Annotated in this window: 1 protein-coding gene; it reads right to left on the reverse strand. The window is 72.3% G+C overall.

Features of this window, described 5'->3' with window-relative positions; genetic code table 11:
- A partial coding sequence (locus ACLJNW_RS28940; protein ID WP_410962128.1) for a glutamate ligase domain-containing protein occupies positions 1–231 on the reverse strand: 231 nt, incomplete at both ends.

Consider the following 231-nt stretch of genomic DNA (forward strand, 5'->3'; position numbering starts at 1 on the left):
TGCTTGCGCAGGCCGTCGAGGGTGGTGGCGATGGCGGTCGGATGGTGGGCGAAGTCGTCGTAGAGGGTCACGCCCCGGACCTCCGCGACCTTCTCCATGCGCCGCTTGACGTTGCGGAACTCGCTGAGCGCCGCCGCGCCCTGGCTGGGCATCACGCCGACATGGCGCGCCGCCGCCAGGCTGGCGAGGGCGTTGGCGACGTTGTGCAGGCCGGTCAGCGGCCAGTCCACC

Source organism: Salmonella sp. SAL4457 (assembly GCF_046548235.1).
Classification (GTDB): domain Bacteria; phylum Pseudomonadota; class Gammaproteobacteria; order Enterobacterales; family Enterobacteriaceae; genus Salmonella; species Salmonella enterica.